The following is a 16,257-nucleotide window of genomic DNA, read 5'->3' on the forward strand; positions in this document are numbered from 1 at the left end:
CCAACGCAGAAGGCCCGCTGCACATGCAGCGGGCCTTTACTGTGTTTCCGGCCAGAACGGCTTAGAACTTGTAGTTCACGCCAACCTGGTAGGTGCGGCCCCATTCCACGGTTTCCAGCGGACGGTCCTTGCTGCCGGCGTAGGTCTCGTACTTGGAGTTGGTCAGGTTGCTGGCCTGCAGGAACAGGCTCAGGCCCTTGAACATCGTGCCGTCGCCGAAGCTGTAGCCCACCTGCGCGTCCAGCACGTCCTCGCCCTTGACGTAACGCAGGGTGCGGTTGCCGTTGAAGTTGCCGATCTCACCGATGAAGTCCGAGCGCTTGCGCTGGTTCAGGCGCACTTCGAAGCCACTGTTCTCGTAGTAGGCGGTGAAGTTGTACACGCGCTTGGACAGGCCCGGCAGCATGATCGGCTCGGAGCCGACGCTGGAGGTGGTGCCCGGGTCCGGCGGGATGGTGATGTTGCTGTCGTTGAAGCTGGCGCTGGCGACCACGCCGAAGCCGCGCAGGCCTTCGAAGAACAGGTCCAGCGGCAGCGAGGCGGTCAGCTCGGCGCCGCGCAGGCTGCCACCGTTGCCGTTGAACGGTGCGGTGTAGGTGCCGGTCTTGTCGACCACCACGCCCGGCGGCAGCGAAATGGCGTTGGCTTCCAGCCAGGCATCGACCTGCTGGGTGAAGTCGTAGCCGTCGCGCTTCTCGGTGTAGATGTAGGTCTTGAGGTCCTTGTAGAACACCGCGGCAGCCACGTAGGCCTTGTTGCCGAAGTACTTCTCCCAGGACAGGTCGACCGCGTTGGCCACCCACGGGTCCAGGTTCGGGTTGCCGCCGCTGGCGCCGGGCTTGCCGTTGTTGGTATCCACGCCGAATTCCATCGACGCGCGCAGCTCATCCACGCGCGGGCGTGCGACCTGGCGGGCCAGGGCGAAGCGCACGGTGTTCTCGGCCGGCAGTTCGAAGGCCAGGTTCAGGCTCGGCAGGAAGTCGAGGTAGCTCTTGCCTTCGTTGATCGGGATGACCTGGCTGCCGACCGGCTGCCCGCCATCCCAGTAGTTCGAGCTGGAGGACTGGCGCACGTGCTGGGCCTGGATGCCGACGTTGCCGCGCACCGGGATCGAGCCGATCTGGGTGCTGATGTTGGCACGCAGGAAGGTGGTGGTGATCTCCTCGTCCACCGTCCACTGCTTCGGGATCAGGTAGCTCTCGGTGGTGGTCGGGTTGAATACCATGTAGCGGGCCACGGCGGCGGGCACGTTCCAGGCCGGGATGTAGCCGGCACCGGCAAAGCCCAGGTTGACAGGCTTGTACTGCAGGTCGCCGTCGATGCTGGTGATGCCCTGCGCGCCGAGGTTGATGTTGCCTTCGGCCTGGGTCTTGTTCTTGCTGCGGTCGGCGTAGTTCACGCCCACGTCGAAGTCGGAGAACCAGTTGAAGCCGTCCGGCACCGGGAAGGTCGCCATCAGCTTGACGCCCTTCAGCTCGTCGTCCACGTGCGGGGTCTTGCCGTAGCCAGAGCCATAGATGGTGTTGGTCAGGTACAGCTTGCTGTAGTCGGAGTAGTCCATGCCCGGGGTGAACTGCGGGAAGCTGCCGCCACCGAAGTTGAGCTTGACCGAATCCAGCTGCGGTGCCGGCAACAGCTGCAGGTTGTTCTCCAGGTTGATCTCGTCGCGCTCGGCCTTGGACCAGCTGACGTCGGCCACCACGCGCACGCGCTCGAAGTTGAACTCGTTGTTCCAGCCCAGTGCCTTGATGCTGTCTTCGCGGTGGTTGTACATGCCGCGCACCAGCGGGTAGACGTTGTGCGCGGTGCCGCTGACGAAGCTGCCGTTGTCGTTGACCACCACGTCGGTGACATCCAGCCGGCCGTAGCCGCCGTTGTAGTCGCCCAGGTGGATCTCCATCTGGTTGGCGGTGTCGTACTCCTTGGCCTTGGTGTAGAAGGCGTCCAGCGTGCTCGTCCAGGTGTTGTTGGGACGGAACTGCAGGGTGGCCATCACGCCGTCGCGCTTGGAGTGGCCGGTGCGGCGCAGTGCCTTGATGCCGTCGGAATAGTAGGTGCCGGCGGTGACGCCCGGGCGCCAGTCATCGCCCCCCAGGGCCTGCCACGGCTCGTACAGGCCGACCTGGTTCTCCTGCTTGGACATCTCCGAGTGGGAGTAACCGATCGCCAGGCCGATGGTGTCGTCGGCGAACTTGTCGACGAAGCTGGCATTGATGCGGTTGCCATACGGGTCTTCGCCGGCGGCTTCGCCCAGCGAGTTCTTCTGGTAGCGGCCGCTGATGGCGATCACGCGGTCACCGTAGCTGAGCGGGCGCACGGTCTGCATGTCCAGCGTGCCGGACAGGCCCTGGCCGACCAGGCCCGAGTCCGGGGTCTTGTAGACGGTGACGCCGCTGATCAGTTCCGACGGGTACTGGTCGAACTCGACGCTGCGGTTGTCGCCGGTGCTGACCATCTCGCGCCCGTTGAGCAGCGTGGTGGCGAAGTCGGGCGACAGGCCACGCACGCTGATGACCTGGGCGCGGCCGGCGACGCGCTGGGCGGCCAGGCCGGGCAGGCGGGCGATCGATTCGGCGATGCTCACGTCCGGCAGCTTGCCGATGTCCTCGGCTGAGATGGCTTCCACGATCGAGGTGGAATCACGCTTGACCGAGATGGCGCTCTCAATGCCGCGGCGGATGCCGGTGACGGTGACCGTGTCCAGATTGGTGGCGTCGGCCTTCTTGGCGGTTTCGTCGGCGGTTTGCGCCTGCACGCCGGTGGCGGTCAGTGCGATGGCGGACGCGAGCGCCGCGCTCAACAGGTTGCGCTTGGTGTTCAACATTCTCCCCTCCCAGGTAATGTCGTCGGATTGTTTTTTTCTGCATGCCGGAGTGGTCTCCGTGCACGTGTCGGCGGTGCGATGGGGCTGCCTGCGACATGTCTCGCATGGTAATCAGCGGGCAACGTCGCGGAATCGCCCTGCATACGTATTCAATGGGTTTTGCGGTGGTGGAATGGCGGTGAAAACGCTTCCGGCAGGCGAGCGATGCCCGCAGGCGCGGCCAGGGCCGCGAAGCCATTGCCAACGCGGCCACCGGGCATCTGAAGTTGCGCTCCGTCCTTGCGGATCGGTCTGGCCAGCCACGTGGCCGGGGCCGTTCCTGCGGGGCGTCGCGGGTCAGTCCAGCGGCACCAGCCGCACCGCCGCGCCACCGCCGGCACCCAGCGGCAGGGTCAGGCTGTCACTGCTGCGCACTTCGCGGGTCTCGCGGACGAAGGCAAATGGCCGGGTCTCCCAGTTGGCACCGTCGCCGTCGCGGTAGATCTCGGCGCGGTAGCGGCGCTTGGGATCCAGGAACGACAGCGAGGCCTGCAGGGAATGCGGCTGCTCGTCACCGACGCTGCCGATGAACCACTCCTCCGAGCCGCGGGCCTTGCGCGCCAGCGTCACGTACTGGCCTACCTCGCCGTTGAGCACGTGGCTCTGTTCCCAGTCGACCGCCACGTCCTTGATGAACTGGAAGGCGTCCGGGTGCTGGGCGTAATGCTCGGGCAGGTCGGCCACCATCTGGATCGGGCTGTACAGCACCACGTACAGCGCCAGCTGCTTGGCCAGGGTGCTGCGCAGTGGCAGGCCGTTGCGGCCCTTCAGGCTGACGATGCCGGGGGTGTAGTCCATCGGCCCGCCGAGCATGCGGGTGAACACCAGCGTGGCCTCGTGGCCGGGCGGGTTCGGCGGGTTGCCCCAGGCATTGAATTCCATACCGCGCGCGCCCTCGCGCGAGACCCAGTTGGGCCAGGTACGGCGCAGGCCGGTGTCCTTGATCGGCTCGTGCGAGTTGATCGCGATGTGCCTGTCGGCGGCCTGCTTGAGCACGCGCAGGTTGTGGTTGCTCATCCACTGGCCCTCGTGCCACTCGCGCACCACCGGGCCACCGGCCGTGTCCTGGCGCTGGATGTCGCCGGCGTCGCAGACGTAACCGGTCTTGACCACGTCCACGCCGTTGCGCGCATACAGGTCCAGCGCGGCCGGCAGTTGGCGCTCGTAGTGGCTGACCGCGCAGGCGGTTTCGTGGTGGCCGATCAGGTGCACGCCCTTGTCCGCGCCGTAGCGCGCCAGGCCCGGCAGGTCGAAGTCGGCGGTGGGGCGGGTGAAGTCGAAGCCCCAACCGTTGGCGAACCAGTCCCCGTCCCAGCCCGGGTTCCAGCCTTCGACCAGCACGCCACGGAAGCCATTGGCAGCGGCGAAATCGATGTAACGACGGGTGTTGGCGGTGGTGGCACCGTGCTTCGGGCCGGTCGCCCAGGTTTCGGTTTCCAGGTGCAGCGACCACCAGACACCGACGTACTTGGCCGGCGTGAACCAGCTCACGTCGCCGATGGCATTGGGCTCGTTGAGGTTGAGGATCAGGCTGGATTCGACCAGGTCACCGGCCTTCTCGCCGACCTGGAGCGTGCGCCACGGGGTGTTGAACGGCAGTGCGCGGACCACCGGCGCGCCGTTGCTGGACGGGGTCAGCGCAGCGCGCAGCACGTCGCCATCGCCACGGGCCAGGTTCATGCCGGCGTAGTCGACCAGCGCCGCTTCGTGGATGGACAGGTGCAGGCCGTTGTCGCTGCGCAGGGTGAGTGGGGTCTGCGCGGTACCGATCTGGTTGAGCGGGGTGCGGTGGTACAGGTACTCCTCGCGGTTCCACTCGAAGGCGGGGATCCACCAGGCCGTGGCCGGTCGCGCCGGGGCGAATTCGGTCAGCTCGGCGTTGATCCGTGCCTGCTGCATCGCCGGTTGCTGCGGGAACTCGTAGCGAAAGCCCACGCCATCGTCGTAGACGCGGAACACCACGTCGAAGCGGCGCCCGTGCGCGACGCCCGAGGGGGCCTTCTCGGTGAAGCTGGCGCGCAGTTCGTTGTAGTGGTTGCGGGTGAGGCGGCGTTCGCCCCAGGGTTGCTCCCAGGTTTCGTCGACGCTGCGGCGCGCCTGTCCGGTCAGTTCCAGGTTGCGCTCCAGCCGGCCGCTGTCGAGCAGGAAGCCCAGCCGCGAGGGCGCGATCACCGCCTCCCCGTTGCGCTCCACCCGGTAGGCCAGGCGCCCTTCATGCTGCGATTCGAGGGTGACGCTGAGTACGTCGCCGGGCGAGCTGACGCGGGCCAGTTCGGCCGCGTGTGCGGCGGGCAGGCCGGCCAGCAGCAGGGTGAAGGCGAGTTTCAGGCGGAACAGGCGGGAGGACGGGCGTGGCGGTGCCATGTCGGGTATCAACTCCGGGGTGCAGGAACGGGAAGCAGGTGCCACCACTATTCCAGTTGGTGCAGGGCGTCATGGCCGGCAGGGGCACTGAATACGTATGCACCGGCGGTGCGCATCCGCCACCACGCCTCTACCATGGCCCGGCGCAACGGCGCCCGTACATCGCATCCGTGATTCCCGGAGGGGGGAACCGCTTGATGAAAAGCAAACCGCAATTGTCGTTCTGGCAGATCTGGAACATGTGCTTCGGCTTCCTGGGCATCCAGTTCGGCTTTGCACTGCAGAACGCCAATGCCAGCCGCATCTTCGAGACCCTGGGGGCCTCGATGGAGGCAGTGCCCGGGCTCTGGATCGCCGCGCCGCTGACCGGCTTGCTGGTACAGCCGGTGATCGGCTACCTGTCCGACCGCACCTGGACGCGCTGGGGCCGCCGCCGCCCGTTCTTCATGATCGGCGCGGTGCTGACCACGCTGGCCCTGCTGGTGATGCCCAATTCACCGACGCTGTGGATCGCGGCCGGCACGCTGTGGGTGCTGGATGCCTCGATCAACGTGTCGATGGAGCCGTTCCGCGCCTTCGTCGGCGACCAGCTTTCGCCGCGGCAGCGTCCCAGCGGCTACGCGATGCAGAGTTTCTTCATCGGCGTGGGGGCCATCGTCGCCAGCTTCCTGCCGTACCTGTTGGCCCACTTCGGCGTGGCCAACACCGCCGCGCCGGGGCAGGTGCCGGACACCGTGCGCTATGCGTTCTACTTCGGTGCCGCCGTGCTGCTGGCCGCGATCACCTGGACGGTGGTCAGCACCCGTGAGTACTCGCCGGCCGAGCTGGCCGGTTTCGACGATGCCGAACCCTCGCCGCTGCATGCGGCCGCGCCGGTGATCGGCCCGCCGCGCGGGAGCCACATCCTCGGCTGGCTGGGGGTGGGCGTGTTGCTGGCGGCATTGATCGCCTGGCGGCAGGGCGACCGCATGTTGTACGTGCTGGCCGGTCTGTGCGCGGCCTACGGCCTGCTGCTGGGCGTGGCCCGGATGCTGCCGGGCACGCACATGCTGGCGACCATCGTCGGCGACCTGCGCACCATGCCCACCACCATGCGTCGGCTGGCCTGGGTGCAGTTTTTCTCGTGGTTCGCCCTGTTCGCGATGTGGATCTACACCACCGCCGCGGTCGCCGGTACCCATTTCGGTTCCACCGACCCGCAATCGGCGGCCTACAACGAAGGGGCCAACTGGGTGGGCGTGCTGTTTGGTGCCTACAACGGCTTCGCCGCGCTGGCCGCGCTGGTGATCCCGCTGATGGTGCGGGTGATGGGCCTGCGCTGGAGCCACCTGGTCAACCTGTGGCTGGGAGGGCTGGGGCTGGTCTCGCTGATGTTCATCAGCGACCCGGCGTGGCTGCTGCTGTCGATGGTCGGCGTCGGCTTTGCCTGGGCCTCGATCCTGTCGCTGCCGTACGCCCTGCTGTCCGACAGCGTGCCGTCCACCAAGATGGGCGTGTACATGGGCATCTTCAATTTCTTCATCGTGATCCCGCAGCTGGTCGCGGCCAGTGCGCTGGGCTTTGCCCTGCGCAGCTGGCTGGGCGGCGTGCCGATGCATGTGCTGGTGCTGGGCGGCTGCAGCCTGTTCGTCGCCGGCCTGTGCGTGCTGCGGGTTCCGTCGCAACCGGAGGTGGTGTGATGCGCATGCGTTTGTCGGTGGCAGTCTCGTTGGCGCTGGCCGCCGCTCCCGTCCTGGCCGCGCGGCCGGACTACGTGGGTACGTCCGAGCCCTTTGCCAGCGATGCGGTGTACTTCGTGGTCACCGACCGTTTCGTCAATGGCGACACCGCCAACGACCACCGTGACCAGGGGGGCGCGCACCGCACCTTCGACATCCCGGTGCCGTGCGCGGACAAGATCGACGGCAACATCGGCTACCTTGGCGGTGACTTCAAGGGCCTGCTCGACAATGCCGGCTACATCCGCGGGCTCGGCTTCGGCGCGGTGTGGATCACCCCGATCGTCGACAACCCGGACCAGGCCTTCACCGGCAGCAAGCCGATCAGCTGCACCAGCACGCTGACCGACCGGGGCAAGACCGGCTACCACGGCTACTGGGGCGTGAGTTTCTACAAGCTGGACGAACACCTGCCCAGCGCCGGCCTGGACTTCGCCGGCCTGACCCAGGGCCTGCACGGTGCCGGGCTGAAGGTGGTGCTGGACATCGTCGGCAACCATGGCTCGCCGGCCTGGACCATGCCGACCGCCCAGCCGCAGTTCGGCCAGATCTTTGACAAGGATGGCCGGTTGATCGCCGACCACCAGAACCTGCCGCCGGACAAGCTCGACCCCACGCACAACCGGCTGCATGCGTTCTACAACAACATCGGCCCGGTCGATGGCAGCAAGGGCTCGATCTTCGATGGCAACCTGGCCGAGCTGTCCGACTTCAACGAGCACAACCCGGCGGTGATGGACTACCTGGTCGGTGCCTACCTGCAATGGACGGGGCAGGGCGTGGACGCGCTGCGCATCGACACCATCGGCTGGCTGCCGCACCCGTGGTGGCATGCGTTCGTGCAGCGCATCCGCGCGCAACACCCGGGCATGTTCATGTTCGGCGAAGCCTTCGACTACGACGCCAGCAAGATCGCCGAGCACACCTGGCCGGGCAACGCCAATGTCAGCGTGCTGGATTTCCCGCTACGCGGCGCGATTTCGGCGGTATTCGGCAAGGAGCAGAAGGGCTTCGAGGCCCTGTCCGAACCGTTGCACCTGACCGGTGGGCCGTACGCCAATCCGTACGAGCTGATGAGCTTCTACGACAACCACGACATGGCGCGCCTGGACGCGACCGATGCCGGGTTCATCGACGCGCACAACTGGCTGTTCACCGCACGCGGCATCCCGGTGCTGTACTACGGCTCGGAGACAGGCTTCATGCGTGGCCGCGCCGAGCACGCCGGCAACCGTGCCTACTTCGGCCAGGAGCGCATTGCCCATGCGCCGCAGAGCCCGATCTTCGGCCCCCTGCAGCGCATCGCGCGGCTGCGCCAGGCCACCCCGGCGTTGCAGCGCGGCCTGCAGGTCAACGAGCGCCTGCAGGGTGACCAGGCGGTGTTCTTCCGCGTGCTGCAACAGGGCGACACCACGCAGACCGCGCTGGTGCTGCTCAACAAGGGGGACACGGCGCAGGGGTTCGAGGTGAGCCGCTACCTGCAGGCCGGACAATGGCGCGACGCGTTGGACGGCGGCACGTTGACCGTGCGGCGCACCTTGAAGACCGACGTGCCGGCCCATGGCATCAAGGTGTTCGTGCTGGAAGGCGAGGTTGAGCAGGCCGAGTTGAAAGCGCAGCTGGATGCCGCAATGGCCGACCAGCAGGCCCGCAACCAACACCTGAAGCGCTGACCAACCAAGCCCCTCTCCCGGAAGCGGGAGAAGGGGGGCGAGGGCGGCGTTCAGCGATTCGGCAAACAGCCAACCCCTCCCTGACCTGACGCAAAGGGCGGGGGCAAAAAGCGGGCGCTCGCAGCCCCACAGCCCGCGGACAACCGAAGCCCCTCTCCCGTAAGCGGGAGAGGGGTTGGGGAGAGGGCCGCTGCAGCCAGCCACCCGCTACAATCCACACCCCCGCATCCCCACGCAGTACCCATGAACGAGCTTCCCCCGCAGACCCCCATCGAAACGCTGCTGCAGACCGCGATGGACGGCAAACTGCCGATCAAGGCCTTCATGCAGGCGTTTGTCGCCTCGGAAGTCGTGCTGCTTACCGGCAGCCTGGTCACGCCGGACGGCAGTGGCTTCGACCCGTTGCTGTTCGACAAGCAGGGCGTCCTGCATGTGGCGGTATTCACCGACATGTCGCGCGTCGGTTTCCACACCCAGCAGGCGCCGCACAACATCCGCATGTTGATGTTCGAAGTACTGCGCCGCGTACCGGGCGGTTATGGCGTGGTGGTCAATCCGGGTACTTCGCTGGGCTTCGAGATCTCGCCGGCGGGCCTGCAGGAGATCCTCAAGGACTTCAGTTGACCAACGTGCCTGGGTAGGAGCGGCTTCAGCCGCGAAGCCGACCACGTCGTCAGCCCCAAGGGAAAACTGCAACTACAGCCAGCGTACTGGCTTCTTCGCTCTCGGCATCGCGACGGAAGCCGCTTCTACAACGCTTGTCGCCGCGACGATTCCCGCACCACCAGCTTCACCGGGATGTTGATGCCCTCCACCGGCTCGCGCGCGATCAGCCCCAGCAGTTTTTCCACCAGCAACTGGCCGGCCTGCTTGGTGTCCTGTTGCACCGTGGTCAACGCCGGCGATACCGAACCGGCCAGCGGAATATCGTCGAACCCGGTCACCGCCACGTCGTCCGGCACGCGCAGGCCGCGCTCGCGCAGCGCACGCAGCGCGCCGATGGCGATCAGGTCGCTGGCGGCGCAGACCGCGTCGAAACGCTCGCCGCGGTCCAGCAGGGCCAGGCAGGCGTTATGGCCGGAATCCTCGGTGGTGATGGCATCGTGCTGCAGCGCGGCCTCCGGCGTCAGCCCGCGCGCGCGCAGGGCTTCGGCATGGCCGCGGTAACGCTCGGCGAACTCCGGGTAGTGGCTGTCGGCATGGCCCAGGAAGGCAATGCGCCGGCAGCCCTGGTCGAGCAGGTGGGCGGTGATGTCGAACCCGCCCTGGAAGTTGTCACTGCCCACCGATACCCCGGGCTGGCCCGGCAGCGCCGCGCCCCAGCGGACGAAGTGCGTGCCCTGTTCGACCAGCCGCTCCAGCCGTTCCACCGACTCGTGGTAATCACCGTAGCCGAGCAGGATGATGCCGTCGGCCTTGTTGCTGTCCTCGAAGTCGGCATGCCAGTCGCTGGACAGCTGCTGGAAGGACACCAGCAGGTCATGCCCATGCAGCGCGCAGGCACGGGTGATCGAACCCAGCATCGAGTGGAAGAACGGGTTGATCAGCGAATCGTCCGGGGTGGGGTCCTCGAAGAACAGCAGCGCCAGGGTGCCGGATTGCTGGCAGCGCAGGCTGGAAGCGTTCTTGTCGACCTTGTAGTTCAGCTGGCGCGCGATCTCCAGGATGCGCTTGCGCGTCTCGGCGTTCACCATCGGGCTGCCACGCAGGGCACGCGACACGGTCGGCTGCGAGACGCCGGCCATGTGTGCGATATCCAGGGAGGTGGCTTTGCCTTTGATGGTCATCGTGCGCCGAGGGGAGGTGCCGCCGGGCATCATGCCATGCAAATGCGTTGCCGCCACCGGCCATGCGGGCGCTTAACGCAATGGCGTTGCGCCGCTCTGCAGGCAGTGCTGTTCGAGCGCATCGCGCAGCAATCGGTCGCGCTCGAAATCCGGCCGCTCCGGGTCTTCTTCCAACGCAAGGATCGGCTCCCACTGGAATGCGTCGGCACCGTGCGCTGCCCAGGCCTGCTGCAGTTGCCGGTGCGGATGGCTGCCCTGGCGCAGGCCGAACCACAGCCGGTTGCGGATCGCGGACAGGTTCAGGGCGATGCCTGCCCAGCGCGCATCGGTGGCGGTGCAGTGGATCTGGTAGATGCCGCTTTGTACTTCCTGCCGCTTGTAGTCGGCGCTTTGCTGACGGCGGGTTTGTTTGTCCATGAGAGATTCTCGAAGATGTGGCAATATTGCCCGGGTGTAATTCAGTCACAGATATTACCCGGATTAAAATAGAGGTGCTATGAACGATCTGCTGAACGCGCCGCACGCCCTGTTCGAGGGGCACCAGCTGCTGGCCAGGGGGCCGCTGCAGCAGGTGGTGGCCGAGGCCGTGGCGCGCGGTGGCGTGGGGGCCAATGGACGGCCATTGCTGCTGCTCAACGATGGCTCCGGGGAAACGGTTGACCTGGACCTGCGTGGTGGGCTGACTCAGGTGCTGGAGCGCCTGCGGGCCCGCTTGGCACCTGCGCCGGCCGCGCCGCAGGAGGCTGCCGCCCCACGTGAACGCGGTCGTCCCCGGCTGGGCGTGGTGGCCCGCGAGGTGACCCTGCTGCCACGGCATTGGGAATGGCTGGCCAGCCAACGCGGCGGGGCCTCGCAGGCGTTGCGCCGGCTGGTGGATGAAGCCCGCCGCCGCGAGCAGGAGCAGGGGCTCCCGGCCTCACCGGAGGCCCGTTACAAGGCCATGTCCATCCTGGCCGGTGACCTGCCAGGCTTCGAGGAGGCCAGCCGCCTGCTGTTCGCCGGCGACGAGGCAGGTTTTGCCCGCTCCATCGCTCCATGGCCGCAGGACCTGCGCGATTACCTCGGTAGCGTGTCGGCCGAGGCCGAGGATTGATCGCGAGCGCGGGTGAACGCGGGCCGCGGTGTTAACATCCCGCGTTACGCATCCCCCAGTCCCCTTGTCAGGACCCCTTTGCGCCGGCCGCAACACCGTCGGCGCGGATCCTGGCTCCCAACGGAAGAAACAATCCTATGGCCCGCGGCATCAATAAAGTCATCCTGGTCGGCAACCTCGGCAACGACCCGGACACCAAGTACACCCAGGCCGGCATGGCCATCACCCGCGTGAGCCTTGCCACCACCAGCGTCCGCAAGGACCGCGATGGCAACAACCAGGAGCGCACCGAATGGCACCGCGTGGTGTTCTTCGGCAAGCTCGGCGAGATCGCCGGTGAATACCTGCGCAAGGGTTCGCAGGTCTACGTAGAAGGCGAGCTGCGCTACGACAAGTACACCGGCCAGGATGGCGTGGAGAAGTACTCCACCGACATCGTCGCCAACGAGATGCAGATGCTCGGCGGCCGTGGTGAAGGCGGCGGCGGTGGCGGCGGCAACTTCGGTGGCGATCGCCCGCAGCGCCAGTCGGCCCCACGCCAGCAGCAGGGCGGTGGCGGCTACGGCAACCAGGAACAGGGCGGCGGTTACGGCGGCGGCCAGCGCCAGCAGCAGCGCCCGGCACCGGCCCAGCAGTCGGCGCCGCCGATGGACGATTTTGCCGACGACGATATTCCGTTCTGATCAGCCATCGCACGTTCTGTTTTGCCAAAGGCCATGCATCGCATGGCCTTTTTTATTGGTTTTCTGGGCCAGTGGCGATTCGATGGCCAACAACCGATCGGCATATGTTCATGCCAGCAAGGCTTGTCATGAATATGGTTTTTGTTTTTCGTGAGGCAATGATGTCTATGTTTTTGATAGCATCCGCACTGCAAATTGGTTCACAGGGGGCGGTTGCAGCCGGGAAGCAGGACGTTCTCGACCTCGACTGCAGAGCCGATGCTTTCCGGGATGGTGCGCACGCCCCAATCATCCCGTACAGCCGCGTGTTGCGGCTGACCAAGGACAGTGGGTTGCATGGAAAGCAAGGGAATGCAGGGGCGTGGCCCATGGAAGGCGCGCAGGGGATTGCTGGCGGTTGCATGCGGTGTATTGCTTGGGGGCGGTGCTGCTCACGCACAGAGTGCCGATGCAAACGCACAGGAGCTGCTGCGACAGCAGGAGCGTGAGCGCGTACTGCGTGAACAGCAGGAGGCACAGCCGGATGCGCGGCTGCAGCCGACGCCCGAGGCATCAGTGGGCAGATTGCCTTCGGACGAGACGCCATGTTTCGTCATCAACCACATCACGCTGGATGGCGGAGACGCTGAGCGCTTTGGCTGGGCGTTGAAGGCGGCCAGTCCCAGGGACGATCCGGCCACCGGGCGCTGCCTCGGCACCGCTGGTGTGGACATCGTGATGAAGCGCGTACAGAACGCAATCATCGCGCGTGGCTATGTCACTACCCGCATTCTTGCCGCACCCCAGGACCTGAAGCATGGCGCATTGGCTTTGACCGTTGTGCCGGGGCGGATCCATGCCATCCGCTTCGCTGATGATGTGCAGCCGCATCCGGCATTGTGGAACGCGCTGCCTGCCAGTTCGGGTGACCTGCTCAATCTGCGCGATATCGAGCAGGCCCTGGAGAACTTCCAGCGCGTACCGACCGCAACGGTCGACATTCAGATCGCGCCGCCGGCTGAAGGTGCTGCCGCCAAGCCGGGTGAAAGCGACCTGCTGATCAGTTGGAAGCAGCGCTCAAAAGTCCGCGTCAACCTCACGCTGGATGACTCGGGCAGCACCTCGACCGGCAAACTGCAGGCCGGAGCCACGGCATCGCTGGACAACCTGGCGCGACTGAACGACCTGTTCTATTTCAACGCGGGCAAGTCCGTGTTCAACGGCAGCGGGCGCGATACCGAAAGCTGGGCGGCGCACTATAGCGTTCCCGTCGGGCAATGGTTGCTGGGGATCAACGCCAGTGACTACGACTACCGCCAATCGGTCGCCGGTGCGTATGAAACCTATGTCTACAGCGGTTCCAGCCGCAATGCGGAAGTGCGGCTGACGCGCATGCTGTTCCGCAATGCCAGCTTCAAGACCAGCGGCTATGCACGGGGTTGGTATCGCGACTCGAACAACTTCATCGACGATGCAGAGATCGAAGTACAGCGCAGGCGCATGGCCGGTTGGGAGCTGGGCCTGTCGCACAAGCACTTCATTGGCAGCAGCACGCTGGATCTTGGCTTGGCCTATCGGCGCGGAACGCGTGCCTTCGATGCGCTGCCTGCACCAGAAGAAGCATTTGGCGAAGGCACCGCGCGTGGCCGCGTCATCACCGCCGATGCGCAGTTGATGGTCCCGTTCAAGCTGGGCCGGCAGCCCGTCCGTTACACCAGCAGCTGGCGCGCGCAATGGAATCGCTCACTGCTGGTGCCGCAGGACCGCTTCTCGATTGGTGGCCGTTACACGGTGCGTGGCTTCGACGGCGAGATGTCATTGACCGGCGAGCGTGGCTGGGTGCTGCGCAATGAGCTGGGTTTCGCACTGGGTGGTGGTCAGGAAGCTTACGTAGGCGCGGACTACGGCCATGTGGGTGGTCCTTCCACGCGCGGGCAGATGGGCGACTACCTCGCCGGTGCCGCGATGGGACTTCGGGGCGGTGTCGCGCATGCGCAGTGGGACGTGTTCGTCGGCAGCCCGTTGCACAAACCCCGCGGCTTCCCCACCGCGTATACGACCTTCGGTTTCAGCCTGAGCGCCTCGTTCTGATCGTCTGCGGCCAACAGGGCCGCAGGCATCTGCAGTGTGCGGATCGGCGGGTCATAGAACAACAAGCATAGAAAGGAAGCAATGCCATGAATCGTGTTTACCGTCTGGTCTACAACCGTACCCTGGGTGTCTGGCAGGTCGCGTCCGAGCTGGTAAAGGCAACGCAAGGGGGGCTGTGCAGTGGCGCGGGCCTTTCGATGGCGACGCTGCGTCCGATGAGCTTCGCGCTTTGGGTGGCCATGGGGTGGGTGGGGCTGGTGCAGCCGTTGTCCGCCCAGCAGGCACCGGGGCAGCATGCCGGACGCATCGTCACCGACCCCACCGCACCGACGAACCAGCGGCCTACCGTGGTGACATCGGCCAATGGCACGCCGCAGGTCAACATCACCACCCCCACTGCCAAGGGGATTTCGCGCAACAGCTATCGGCAGTTCGATGTTGGCAGCGAAGGCGCCATCCTCAACAACTCACGCACCAACGTACAGACGGAACTGGGCGGCTGGGTGCAGGGCAATCCCTACCTGGCGACCGGCACGGCACGGGTCATCCTCAACGAGGTCAACAGCGCCGATCCCAGCCAGCTGCGCGGCTATGTCGAAGTGGCTGGTGACCGCGCGCAGGTGGTGATCGCCAACCCGGCCGGCATCCAGGTGGATGGGGGTGGCTTTCTCAACGCCAGCCGGGTGACGCTGACCACCGGTACGCCCATCGTCAACGGCGGTGCGTTGGACGGGTATCGCGTGGAGGGGGGCGCCATCCGTATCAGTGGCGCAGGCCTGGACGCCAGCCGCACCGATTACACCGACATCATCACCCGCTCGCTGGACGTCAACGCCGGCATCTGGGCCAACCAGCTGCAGGCCAGCCTGGGCAGCAATATTGTCAGCGCCGATCACAGCAGCGTCACCGCCCAGCAGAGCAATGGCCAAGCGCCAGCCTTCGCATTGGACGTGGGTGCGCTGGGTGGCATGTATGCCAACAAGATCTGGCTGGTTGGCAACGAACACGGCCTCGGCGTGCGCAACGCCGGCAACATCGGTGCGCAGGCCGGTGAGCTGGTGGTCACCGTGGACGGGCGCATCGAGAACAGCGGTGCCTTGCAGTCGCAGCAGGATACGAAACTGACCGCCACTGCCGGAGTGGCCAACAGCGGCACCGTAAGCGCGGCCCGCGAGGCCATCATCAACACGGCTGCTGATATGGACAACAGCGGCGGCACGCTCAATGGCCGGCGGCTTGAGGTGAACGCAGCTTCGTTGCGCAATCGTGACGGTGCGATTGAACAGACGGGGGCGCAAGCGCTTGAAATCAAAACGGCATCACTGAGCAACCGCGATAGCGGCCGTATCGGTGCCGTGGAGCTGGCTGGCAGTGGCGGGAGCAACGGCGGCACGGGTGGCAATGGCGGGACAGGAACGCCCGGTGGAGGTAGTTCCGGTGGAACGGAAGGCGGGGGGAATGGCGGTACGGGTACCGGTACGCCGCCCATCACCGCTCCGCTGGCGGCGGGCGCATTGAACATCGGCAATGCGCTGGACAATGACGCCGGGCGCATCGATGCACTGGGCGCTGTGGTGCTGTCGACGCGTGATGGCCTGGACAACAGCGGCGGCAGGATCGGGGTTGAATCGCTGCGGGTAGAGGGCGGCGAGCTGCGCAACGTTGATGGCACCTTGAAGGTGCAAGGCGATGCGCGGGTGCGGGCTGCCACTGTCGACAACAGCAAGGGGCAGTGGAGTGTATCCGGCGGGTTTGAACTTGCGGTGCAGTCATTCGTCAATCGTGGCGGCCTCATTGAGCAGGTCGCCAACCGTGCCGCGCAGTGGTCGGTTGCCGGTCAGTTGGACAACAGCGCCGGCACGATTGCCAGCAATGCCAAGTCGCTGGTACTGGATGCCGGTCGCCTGGTCAATGAAGACGGCACCGTCAGCCATGCCGGTACGCAGGGCCTGGCCCTCAGCACCGGGCAACTGGATGGCCAGCGCGGCACCATCGCCACGGCCGGC

11 protein-coding genes are annotated in these 16,257 nt (G+C 66.1%); 7 read left to right on the forward strand and 4 right to left on the reverse strand.

Annotated features, from left to right (window positions below; all coding sequences use genetic code 11):
* Positions 1 to 61 precede the first annotated feature (61 nt).
* Positions 62 to 2,824, reverse strand: coding sequence for a TonB-dependent receptor (locus AC06FE_RS14445; RefSeq protein ID WP_478073427.1), 2,763 nt, complete (start codon positions 2,822 to 2,824; stop codon positions 62 to 64).
* A 336-nt stretch (positions 2,825 to 3,160) separates the two neighbouring features.
* Entirely contained in the window at positions 3,161 to 5,227 is a 2,067-nt protein-coding gene (locus AC06FE_RS14450; RefSeq protein ID WP_478073428.1) for a glycoside hydrolase family 97 protein, read from the reverse strand.
* A 197-nt stretch (positions 5,228 to 5,424) separates the two neighbouring features.
* On the opposite strand from AC06FE_RS14450, the gene AC06FE_RS14455 reads away from it, so the two are divergent.
* The 3 genes from AC06FE_RS14455 to AC06FE_RS14465 all read left to right on the forward strand — a co-directional run bounded on the left by AC06FE_RS14455 (position 5,425) and on the right by AC06FE_RS14465 (position 9,242).
* Positions 5,425 to 6,906 (forward strand): MFS transporter, encoded by a 1,482-nt coding sequence (locus AC06FE_RS14455; RefSeq protein WP_446541272.1) that lies wholly within the window; start codon positions 5,425 to 5,427, stop codon positions 6,904 to 6,906.
* Positions 6,906 to 8,618 carry an alpha-amylase family glycosyl hydrolase gene (locus tag AC06FE_RS14460; protein WP_478073429.1) on the forward strand — a complete coding sequence of 571 codons (1,713 nt, stop codon included), beginning with the start codon at positions 6,906 to 6,908 and terminating at the stop codon, positions 8,616 to 8,618. The genes AC06FE_RS14455 and AC06FE_RS14460 overlap by 1 nt, the downstream gene beginning before the upstream one ends.
* A 243-nt stretch (positions 8,619 to 8,861) precedes the next feature.
* On the forward strand, positions 8,862 to 9,242 hold the full coding sequence (locus tag AC06FE_RS14465; RefSeq protein ID WP_478073430.1) for an SseB family protein: 381 nt from the start codon (positions 8,862 to 8,864) through the stop codon (positions 9,240 to 9,242).
* A gap of 125 nt (positions 9,243 to 9,367) precedes the next feature.
* Here AC06FE_RS14465 and AC06FE_RS14470 read toward each other — a convergent pair whose 3' ends face one another.
* Together AC06FE_RS14470 and AC06FE_RS14475 are read right to left on the reverse strand one after the other, a co-directional pair.
* On the reverse strand, positions 9,368 to 10,405 hold the full coding sequence (locus tag AC06FE_RS14470; RefSeq protein ID WP_192286431.1) for a LacI family DNA-binding transcriptional regulator: 1,038 nt from the start codon (positions 10,403 to 10,405) through the stop codon (positions 9,368 to 9,370).
* Positions 10,406 to 10,477: 72 nt separating this feature from the next.
* A complete protein-coding gene (locus AC06FE_RS14475; protein WP_313253766.1) occupies positions 10,478 to 10,822 on the reverse strand; it encodes a GIY-YIG nuclease family protein in 345 nt (114 codons plus the stop codon).
* A gap of 79 nt (positions 10,823 to 10,901) precedes the next feature.
* On the opposite strand from AC06FE_RS14475, the gene AC06FE_RS14480 reads away from it, so the two are divergent.
* From AC06FE_RS14480 to AC06FE_RS14495, 4 genes are all read left to right on the forward strand, one after another.
* Positions 10,902 to 11,498, forward strand: coding sequence for a DUF2239 family protein (locus AC06FE_RS14480; RefSeq protein WP_478073431.1), 597 nt, complete (start codon positions 10,902 to 10,904; stop codon positions 11,496 to 11,498).
* Positions 11,499 to 11,635: 137 nt separating this feature from the next.
* Positions 11,636 to 12,181: a single-stranded DNA-binding protein gene (locus tag AC06FE_RS14485; RefSeq protein ID WP_478073432.1), complete on the forward strand. Its 546-nt coding sequence runs from the start codon at positions 11,636 to 11,638 to the stop codon at positions 12,179 to 12,181.
* A 336-nt stretch (positions 12,182 to 12,517) separates the two neighbouring features.
* Entirely contained in the window at positions 12,518 to 14,251 is a 1,734-nt protein-coding gene (locus tag AC06FE_RS14490) for a ShlB/FhaC/HecB family hemolysin secretion/activation protein (protein ID WP_478073433.1), read from the forward strand.
* A gap of 86 nt (positions 14,252 to 14,337) precedes the next feature.
* A partial coding sequence (locus AC06FE_RS14495) for a two-partner secretion domain-containing protein (RefSeq protein ID WP_478073434.1) occupies positions 14,338 to 16,257 on the forward strand: 1,920 nt, incomplete at its 3' end.

This window comes from Stenotrophomonas sp. Steno-C18 (genome assembly GCF_056393195.1).

Bases quoted from the DNA above. Each gene is read 5' to 3' on its own strand.
- AC06FE_RS14460 (WP_478073429.1), top strand. From the start codon at position 6,906: ATGCGCATGCGTTTGTCGGTGGCAGTCTCGTTGGCGCTGGCCGCCGCT.
- AC06FE_RS14480 (WP_478073431.1), top strand. From the start codon at position 10,902: ATGAACGATCTGCTGAACGCGCCGCACGCCCTGTTCGAGGGGCACCAG.
- AC06FE_RS14455 (WP_446541272.1), top strand. From the start codon at position 5,425: ATGAAAAGCAAACCGCAATTGTCGTTCTGGCAGATCTGGAACATGTGC.
- AC06FE_RS14475 (WP_313253766.1), bottom strand. From the start codon at position 10,822: ATGGACAAACAAACCCGCCGTCAGCAAAGCGCCGACTACAAGCGGCAG.
- AC06FE_RS14470 (WP_192286431.1), bottom strand. From the start codon at position 10,405: ATGACCATCAAAGGCAAAGCCACCTCCCTGGATATCGCACACATGGCC.
- AC06FE_RS14465 (WP_478073430.1), top strand. From the start codon at position 8,862: ATGAACGAGCTTCCCCCGCAGACCCCCATCGAAACGCTGCTGCAGACC.
- AC06FE_RS14485 (WP_478073432.1), top strand. From the start codon at position 11,636: ATGGCCCGCGGCATCAATAAAGTCATCCTGGTCGGCAACCTCGGCAAC.
- AC06FE_RS14450 (WP_478073428.1), bottom strand. From the start codon at position 5,227: ATGGCACCGCCACGCCCGTCCTCCCGCCTGTTCCGCCTGAAACTCGCC.
- AC06FE_RS14490 (WP_478073433.1), top strand. From the start codon at position 12,518: ATGGAAAGCAAGGGAATGCAGGGGCGTGGCCCATGGAAGGCGCGCAGG.
- AC06FE_RS14445 (WP_478073427.1), bottom strand. From the start codon at position 2,824: ATGTTGAACACCAAGCGCAACCTGTTGAGCGCGGCGCTCGCGTCCGCC.